The following is an 8,643-nucleotide window of genomic DNA, read 5'->3' on the forward strand; positions in this document are numbered from 1 at the left end:
AAAGCAATTTTCAGACACGCTAGCGTAAGAGAAGCAGACGTTTGTAAGTATTTATAGGAACGAGGTACGAAACATGTCGGAAATCTCAGGAGAATTTTTCCACGAATTGATAAATTCTGCACAGAGTACATGCTATGATAGACCAGCACCATTAGAAGGGAAAGGTGCAGACTGGTTATAAAGGAGTGTGCAGGGGAATGATTGAAATGGTTTACAAGGGAAAGGACAAGGACGGAAAGGATGAGAGGCGGCTGCCCAAAAATGTACGTCAGATTGGAGAGGCAGGAAAGGGAAAAAAGGTATACCTGGAGGATTATGTTGTTACATATCTTCACCAGGTAGAGGCTGCGGTGCTGCTGGGAGAAACGTGGGAAAAAGACGGAAGCAAGTATATCTTTATCCACGGGGCAATTCAGGTGGATGACACGGAATTCGGCGAGAACATCTGGGAACAGGTGTATCGGGATGCCCGGGAATACTTTGAGGACAGTGAAGTACTTGGATGGTCAATGCAGATGACAGAACCGCCTACAGCGTCCGACCAGCGGGTAAACAGGATTTTCAAATCCTATTTTGACAGGGAAGATACGGTGCTGCTGCTCTATGAGCCAATGGAAAAAGAGGATGTAATCTTCGCGGAGGAGAACGGCGTCCTCAAGAAAACAGGAGGATACTATGTATATTATGACAAAAATAAATCTATGCAGGAGTACATGGTTCGTAAAAATGAGGGGAAATCTGTAGAGAAGGAAGAAAAAATCACAGACAGAGCAATTAAAAGTTTTCGGAAGATATCGGAGGAGAAGAAGAGCGGGCAGGAGAAAGAAAAGGGGGAGGAACGGCAGACAAGAAATCCCCGTTTTATTTATGCGGCGAGTACGTTTTTGGCTCTGACGATTCTGGTGCTTGGCGTGACAATGATTAGCAATTATGACAAAATGAAAGACATGGAAATGCAGATTTCTGATATGGCGAAGGGAACAGAAGGGGTAGTAGAGGCGAATGCGTCTGCTAAAGAGGAAGCAAGGGGGAAGAAAGACGCGGAAACAGAAAAGTTTACAAATGGACTGAGCCAGACGGAGGTTCCGGATGGGAATCAGGAAGCGGGAAACAGTATGGAAGACCAGAAAGCGTCAGAAGGCGGAGAGCCGGGAGACGCCACGGCAGATAATTTATCTGGTGCGGCAAACCTGCCGAATGGGACAGATGCGGCTTCAGCACAGGGAACCGATATGGCGTCCGTGCCTGACACGGGAAGCGGGATGGGCATGGCATCTACAGAGGGAGCTGGAACAGATATAGCATCCACACAGGGAACCGGGACAGAGGCAGCGTCAGCGCAAGAAAACGGAGCAGATACAGCGGCACCGGGAACAGAGGATGGAGCGGCGGAAGCAGCTTCCGGGAATGTGAGGACACGTCAGGCATTTTATACGGTAAAGGACGGAGATACTCTGGCGGATATTTGCCGGATGTATTATGGGACAGCCGACAAAGTGGAGGAAATCTGTACATTTAATAACATTACCGACCCGAACCGAATTCTTCCGGGACAGAAGATTAAATTGCCGTAAGGTCTTTGACGAAGAAGAGTGACTGTGTTATGATAGTACCGCTAACAGAATGACGGCGGGCAGAGATATTCTGCAGAAGGATATGATATGATGTCACTTTTTACACATTTGATTAAAAAATATAGGAAAACACAAAGGGAAATTGAGGAAGAGGACCGTTTGGACATGGAGATGGCAGAAGAATCGCTGACAGCGGAAGAGGGGCCGCGGCGACTCAGGCTTTGGCCGGGGAGACGCCGCGGCTCGCGCAGAAGGCGCCTTCTGCTGTTTATCTGCTGTGTGTGCCTGACGCTGATTGGCGGTCTGCTCTTCCTCTATTTGCATGTCGGGACGGAATACAAAGTTTTGATGACAGAGAAACGAACGGATATTAACGGGACGGGCTACACGGAATTTGGCGAGTATATTCTGAAATACAGCCCGGATGGCGTGACATGTGTTTCGGGCAGCGGAAGCGTTTTATGGAACAGTACGTTTAGTATGCAGAGCCCCATTGTAGATGTGAGAGGGACGACGGCTGTGATTGCTGACCAGAAAGGCACGCAGATTTACGTATTTAACCAGAATGGGCAGCAGGGGCAGTTCCAGACCTCTCTTCCTGTTGAAAAGGTTCGTGTGGCGAAGCAGGGCGTAGTAGCTGCTGTCTTAAATGACGATGATATTACCTGGGTGAACTTTTATGACGCGCAGGGAGAGGAAATCGCAAAGAGCAGGAATTCATTGGGTGATTCGGGATATCCTTTGGACATCGCGTTGTCTCCTGACGGCATGAAAATCATGGTATCTTATCTATGCATTACAAAGGGTATTATGAATACAAAAATCTGTTTTTATAATTTTGATTCAGTAGGGCAGGCAGAAATTAACAATATGGTAGCTTCTCAAATCTATGAAAATGTAGTGGCGCCAGAAGTAATCTTTACAGATGAGGGCACTTCCGTGGCATTTTTGAGCAACGGATTCAGCATTTTTAAGGGGAAGCAGATACCGGAAGAGACGAAAAAGGTACAGTTTGAAGAAGAAATTTTAAGCATTTTTCATGATGGAAATAAGTTTGGGTTTATCTTTAAGAGTGATAAGCGGGATCATAAATACCGGATGCAGCTCTACGATACGAATGGAAAGCTGCTGGCGAAAACATATTTTGATTTGGATTACAAGCAGGTGAAGCTCAGAGGCGGCAGTCTGATTTTCTTTAATGATAAGGAATTTGAGATTTATAATACCGGAGGGCGCAAAAAATTTTCCTGTACATACGATAAGGCGATACAGGATATCATAAAAGTAAATGGATTCCAAAAATACATGGTTATTTCGCAGAATAGTGTTTCTACGATAAGATTGAAATAGGTGATAAAATGAATGTACTGACATGGATTATATTGCTGATTTTGGCGGCGTTTACCCTGAGCGGATGGAGCAGAGGGTTTGTCAGGGTGTTTGCCGGCATGTTTTTCTTTTTGGCTTCGACCGTTCTGGTGTATTATGCAACGCCGTACATCAGTGACTTTATCAAGGAGAATACGCCGATATACCAGGCGGTGGAGGAGAACTGCCGGGAAATGCTCAAAGGCGGTGAAGGACAGGAGAATTCAGGACTGGAACAGAAGAAGTTCATAGAGGGGCTTGGGCTGCCGGAAGCGTTGGAAAAACAGTTGCTTGGCGGAAGCGATTCCGGGAGCAGTGTGGATAGGGCAGTTGAAGGTGTTTCGGATTACCTTGCGGAATATATGGCGGGCCTGATTCTGAATATCCTGACTTTTGTTGTTACGCTGGCGGTGGTCAATCTGGTGCTGCGCATGACGGTGCTGACACTGGACAACCTGGCGAAGCTTCCGGTGCTGAACAGTATCAATAAAGCATTCGGAATGGTTCTGGGAGCCGCGCAGGGGCTGCTGGTTGTGTGGGTTGCTTTTTTGGTGATTACGGCATTTGGAAATACGGACGCGGGACGAAAGCTTCTGGAAATGATTCATGAAAGCCCTATACTGGATTTTCTGTATAATATCAATATTTTCCTGAAAATCATGCTTCGGATGATGGCAGAGATGTTCTGAGGCTCTATGCCGTGCGGAAGGAATGCATATGATTAAAATTGCCGTCTGTGATGACGAGACATGCATTGCGGACATTCTGGGCGAAAAGATAACGGAATTTTTTGAGAAGAAAGACTTCTATACGGGGAAAGTTCCGAAGAATGCGGTAATATGGGCATTCTTCGGAACCTTTTGGTGTTTAGGTGGTGTTTAAAGTTATGTAACACGGTAAAAAGATGAAAAAAGATAGTAAAGGTTATCCTTTGTCAAGTACAAAAAGTTTGTGTATGGTCAAAGCTGTTATAATTGAAAAATAAGATATTCTTTGCTACAATTTTCAAAATGTTATATATGTAAAAATGGTATGAAAATCTGTATGAAAAGTTGCCAAATCTGTACTTTTGTGGTATTATTAGCTTACTCTGTATTGACAAATGAAGAGTGTGGAGGGATTTATGGCATTGAGTTACAACAAGTTATGGAAACTTTTGATTGACAAAGGTATGAATAAGGTCAATTTAAGAGATCGTATTGGAATAGGTCCATCAACTTTAGCTAAGTTAACCAAAAATCAACGCGTCAGCATGGAAGTATTAGAAAAAATTTGTTATGAATTAGACTGCAATATAGGTGATATTGTCGATTATATTAAAGCGGATGGAGATTGACATATATGGAAAATAATTTGGCCGGTTTAGAATTAATGAGTAAAGAGGAGCTGTTAGATTTTGCCAAGAAAATGGTAAATGGCGGTATCACATTATCGTTTAATGGAAAAAGGACAGCTCAAGTTATCGAAAGAAAAGTTATGCCCCGAATAATAAAGATAAATAAAAAATTATCGTTTAATGTTGAGAAATCAATGGGAAAAAATATTCTTGTTGATGGTGAAAATTTACAGGCAATGGTTACTTTATATAAATATAAAGGACAGATTGATTTAATTATTACTGATCCACCATATAATACGGGAAAGGATTTTAGATATAATGATAAATGGGATACTGACCCTAATGATCCAGATTTGGGAGAGGTAGTGACTATTGAAGATGGTTCAAGGCATACAAAATGGATGAAATTTATGTTGCCAAGAATACAGATGATGAGAGCAATGTTAAAGTCCAATGGTGTTTTGGCAATCTGCATAGATGAACGGGAATTTTTTCATTTGGGAATGCTTTTAAACGAGGTATTTGGCGAAGAAAATAGGGTGGGCATAATTAACTGGCAAAAATCTTATGCACCCAAAAATGACAGTACACACTTATCGAGTGCAACAGAATACATTTTGGTATATGCTAAAAATAAAGAACAGACAAAGACCGGACTCTTAGGACGCACCGAACAGATGAATGCGAAATATAAGAATCCGGATAATGATCCCGAAGGACTGTGGCGAGATGATAACCCAGTCGCACGTACTAAGTCAGATAAGGATAGATATGCGATACAGTCTCCGTTCACAGGAGCATTGCACTATCCTGGCACAGGTTCTTGGAGGAATACAAAAAGGAATATGAAATCTTTTTTAGAGGCGTGGGGGTCAAAATATGTGGAAAAGGATTTAGGAGAGGGAAGACCTAAGGCATTAGTTATAAAAGGAGCAACGATTCCACATGTACCAGAAGATCAAAATCTTGATAACAATCCCGTTGTCACCTTGGAATGTGAAAAGAATGAAATAGTTACGAAAGCAGAGCAAAAGGCTGTTAATATAAGAAATACGAAGACAATGCCGGAACTTTATTTCTTAAGAAATGGCTATGGGAGACCTGCCATTAAACGTTACTTAAAATATGTTAAACAAGGGAAAGTGCCATTAACATTTTGGGCAGATGAAGATTATGACGAGATTTTTGAACTGGACTGTCAATCATGGACATATGAAGAAAGCGGTCATAGTCAGACAGGAATAAAAGAATTAGATTATATTATGGGAAAGGGACATGATTTTCAAACAGTTAAGCCGTTGAAATTGATTGAGAAAATCATTCAATTATGGTGTCCAAGTAACGGTATTGTATTTGATCCATTTGCCGGTTCAGGAACAACGGGACATGCTGTACTGGAATTGAATGAGCTGTCTGGCACAAGAAGAAATTTTATTCTTATAGAAAAGGGCGAAGATGATGATAAATATGCTAAAACATTGACGCGTGAAAGAATAAAACGTGCAATTACTGGTGAGCGGGTAAACAAAGCAGGAGAATTGCAAATATTAGAGCAATCCATATCTAATGGCTTTGAATATTGGGAATTAGATAAAAAAGTAGATGCAAAAGCCATATTGGAAATGAAAAGAGATGAATTAATTGATATAATTATTACAACACACTGGGAAGATGATAGAAGGAGGGCCACAAGTGTTATAGACCGTATTGATAAAGATTACAAATATTTGGTTGGGCATAATATATTAAACGAAGGATTTTTTATAATCTGGAACGGAGAAGATTCTGTTGGAGAATTAAATCAGAAGACATACATGGAATTGTTAGAAGAAGCAAAAAAAGAAGGTGTAAAATTCCCGTTTCATGTTTATGCAAGATATCAGGTATATCAAACGCCTAAAGTGAAATTTTATCAAATTCCCGATAAAGTTTTGATGCATTTAGGACTTAATGAAAATAGTGATCGTTATAATAACCAGGAGGAAACAGAAGAATGGAATTGATGAAATTTCAGATACAGGCTTCTGAGCAAATTGCAGGTAGATATAGTGAATATATGAAAGAGCCTTTACCGGGATTGGGAGGAAAATTTGTTCCGTTTTATCAAAATTTGTCAGCGATAACAGGTGCCGGAAAAACATTGATTTTAGCCGATTGTATTGAGCAAATAAGAGCTTACTCGACCACACAGCCAGTGGTATTATGGTTGTCTAAGGGAAAAGTAATTGTTAGTCAGACATTAGAAAATTTTACATCGGGAAAGTATGTGGAAAATATTCCTGATTTTTTGGCAAAGCCTTTATTGGAATGCAGGGAAAGAGATTTGCTGGATGATACAAAAGGATTATTGCTGATTGCAACAGTGGGAAAAATTAATCAAAAGGATAAAGCGGATGGTGATAGACGGGTTTTCCAAACAGGTATAGATAATGCCAATAATTCCTTATGGGAGATGCTAAAAATAAGAAAAAATTATAGTGGAGTTATAAGGGATTTGATTATCGTATATGATGAAGGGCATAATCTGTCTGATCAACAAACAAGGCTGCTATTAGATTTAAATCCAACAGCATTGATTGCGGCAAGTGCGACTACGAAAGTTCCTAAAGAATTAGAATGGTATATTGCCAGGCTGAAAAAAGAAAAGGAATTAAAAGATAGTGATTTGGTAACTGTAGTCAGCAATAAACAGGTAGTTAAGAGTGGTTTGATTAAAAAGTTTATTTCCATAGGTGGTTATATGACGCCTATGGAAATAGCCATACATAATTTACTTGAGGATTTTAGGGAAGTTGAACAATCTGTTTTGGATTTGGCATGTGATTTCAAACCAAAAGCAATTTATGTAAGTGATACAAATATGTTATTGGAAACTTCAGAAGTTGATGATCCCTTGGTTCCATTTGAAGAAAGAAAAGCCAGACCGATTAAGATTTGGAAACATTTAGTAGACGAAGGTATAGAGCCTCGTGAAATAGCTGTGTATTGCAATCTGAAATTTGATAGACGTTTTCCTAAACCTTCAAATTTTAATCTTTTTAGTGGTGGGGACAATGATTATGAGGAATTTATTGCGGGAAATTATCGGCATATTATTTTCAATCAATCATTACAAGAAGGATGGGATGATCCATCCTGTTATTTTGCTTATATAGATAAGGATATGGGGTCGAATACGCAAGTAACTCAGGTTATAGGAAGGGTTTTAAGGCAGCCAAAAGCAACACATTATGCGGATGATAAACTTAACATGGCTAATTTTTATATAAAAACAGACGAAAAAGATGTGTTCAAGTCCATTATAGAAGATATTAGAAAGACTTTATCAATTGATATTCCGGAAATAGCGATATCCTATCATGTAGCGAAAAGCAGTGGAAAAAACAGGCCAACTGTCCAGCCGAAAATGGAAGTCGAAGTTCCTGATATTGTAATAAATTCAGAAAAAGCTATGCTGGAAATTAAGGACGTAATTGATAAAATGATTGACTATAGTTATGATGTTAATAATACAATAGGAGCTGGTAATCAAATACAGGTTGTAGCTGAGGTTGGAAGCTATTGTGGAGAAGAGATTGGATACATAACACAGCATAGTAATCAAGTAACTGCAAGATGGATATTTAAAAGAGAGATGGATAAGCTGGCTAAAAATGCTATAACCTTGTGTGATATATCTGCAAAAAAATTTGATGCTTTGGTAGAGTATAATAGTAATGCAGCAATATACATAAAAAACGAAGCAAAAAAGGTTGCGGATATTTATAGGCGCAATTCAGTTATTATGCAGAATCCGTTAGATACAACACCAATAGGAGAGGTGTTTATTACAGAGGATAGTAAAGAATTTCACAATGCAGTTCATCCACAATATAGCGATTTTAATATTTTTGAACTTGAATTTGCACGTGAATTAGATAGCAGAAATGTATTATGGATGCGGAATCCGGCCAATGGTTTTTTAAAGATCCCATTATTAGATGGAAAAGGAACCGATACTTTCAATCCAGATTTTATTGTATGGACAGAAAATGAAATATTGGCTTTAGACACAAAAGGCAGCCATTTGATTGCAGAAGATAGCAATAGAAAACTTTTTTATATTGAAAAGGCATGTGAGGGTAAAGAATTAATCATTAGATTAGTTAGTGAAAAAAAGTATAATGAGCGTCAGGAAGTGATAGACACATCGGGATATACTGTATGGATGGTTAAACAGGGAACTATTTGCCCGACAACATGTTCTACTTTGAAAGATGCTGTTGATATTTGTATTAATAGTTAGCCTGAATTATTCACAGCTGTGCCGTGAAAGTGGCTGAAAGCCACATAGTTACTGTATTTAAGCTGCTTATTGCATTT

The 8,643-nt window shown here is 39.6% G+C and carries 7 protein-coding genes; all 7 read left to right on the forward strand.

Annotation, left to right across the window (positions count from 1 at the left end):
* The first annotated feature begins 197 nt into the window (after positions 1 to 197).
* Positions 198 to 1,574: a LysM peptidoglycan-binding domain-containing protein gene (locus NFR99_RS11365; protein ID WP_120484719.1), complete on the forward strand. Its 1,377-nt coding sequence runs from the start codon at positions 198 to 200 to the stop codon at positions 1,572 to 1,574.
* A gap of 87 nt (positions 1,575 to 1,661) precedes the next feature.
* Positions 1,662 to 2,924, forward strand: a complete 1,263-nt coding sequence (locus tag NFR99_RS11370) for a DUF5711 family protein (protein WP_251353654.1) — start codon at positions 1,662 to 1,664, stop codon at positions 2,922 to 2,924.
* Between the two features lie 8 nt (positions 2,925 to 2,932).
* The gene (locus NFR99_RS11375; protein WP_120484717.1) at positions 2,933 to 3,631 is read left to right on the forward strand and encodes a CvpA family protein; all 699 of its coding nucleotides are present in this window, start codon (positions 2,933 to 2,935) and stop codon (positions 3,629 to 3,631) included.
* A 28-nt stretch (positions 3,632 to 3,659) separates the two neighbouring features.
* Positions 3,660 to 3,824 carry a hypothetical protein gene (locus tag NFR99_RS11380; protein WP_251353655.1) on the forward strand — a complete coding sequence of 55 codons (165 nt, stop codon included), beginning with the start codon at positions 3,660 to 3,662 and terminating at the stop codon, positions 3,822 to 3,824.
* A gap of 241 nt (positions 3,825 to 4,065) precedes the next feature.
* Positions 4,066 to 4,278, forward strand: a complete 213-nt coding sequence (locus NFR99_RS11385) for a helix-turn-helix domain-containing protein (RefSeq protein WP_251353656.1) — start codon at positions 4,066 to 4,068, stop codon at positions 4,276 to 4,278.
* A 5-nt stretch (positions 4,279 to 4,283) separates the two neighbouring features.
* Complete coding sequence (locus NFR99_RS11390) at positions 4,284 to 6,284, forward strand: site-specific DNA-methyltransferase (RefSeq protein WP_251353657.1); 2,001 nt, start codon at positions 4,284 to 4,286, stop codon at positions 6,282 to 6,284.
* A complete protein-coding gene (locus tag NFR99_RS11395) occupies positions 6,275 to 8,566 on the forward strand; it encodes a DEAD/DEAH box helicase (protein ID WP_251353658.1) in 2,292 nt (763 codons plus the stop codon). The genes NFR99_RS11390 and NFR99_RS11395 overlap by 10 nt, the downstream gene beginning before the upstream one ends.
* Positions 8,567 to 8,643: the final 77 nt, after the last annotated feature.

It is taken from the genome of Hominisplanchenecus murintestinalis, assembly GCF_943193015.1.
GTDB lineage: Bacteria > Bacillota > Clostridia > Lachnospirales > Lachnospiraceae > Hominisplanchenecus_A > Hominisplanchenecus_A murintestinalis.

What these genes read in the sequence shown, in the direction of transcription:
- NFR99_RS11365 (WP_120484719.1), top strand. Translation starts at nt 198, where the DNA reads ATGATTGAAATGGTTTACAAGGGAAAGGACAAGGACGGAAAGGATGAG.
- NFR99_RS11370 (WP_251353654.1), top strand. Translation starts at nt 1,662, where the DNA reads ATGATGTCACTTTTTACACATTTGATTAAAAAATATAGGAAAACACAA.
- NFR99_RS11395 (WP_251353658.1), top strand. Translation starts at nt 6,275, where the DNA reads ATGGAATTGATGAAATTTCAGATACAGGCTTCTGAGCAAATTGCAGGT.
- NFR99_RS11385 (WP_251353656.1), top strand. Translation starts at nt 4,066, where the DNA reads ATGGCATTGAGTTACAACAAGTTATGGAAACTTTTGATTGACAAAGGT.
- NFR99_RS11375 (WP_120484717.1), top strand. Translation starts at nt 2,933, where the DNA reads ATGAATGTACTGACATGGATTATATTGCTGATTTTGGCGGCGTTTACC.
- NFR99_RS11390 (WP_251353657.1), top strand. Translation starts at nt 4,284, where the DNA reads ATGGAAAATAATTTGGCCGGTTTAGAATTAATGAGTAAAGAGGAGCTG.
- NFR99_RS11380 (WP_251353655.1), top strand. Translation starts at nt 3,660, where the DNA reads ATGATTAAAATTGCCGTCTGTGATGACGAGACATGCATTGCGGACATT.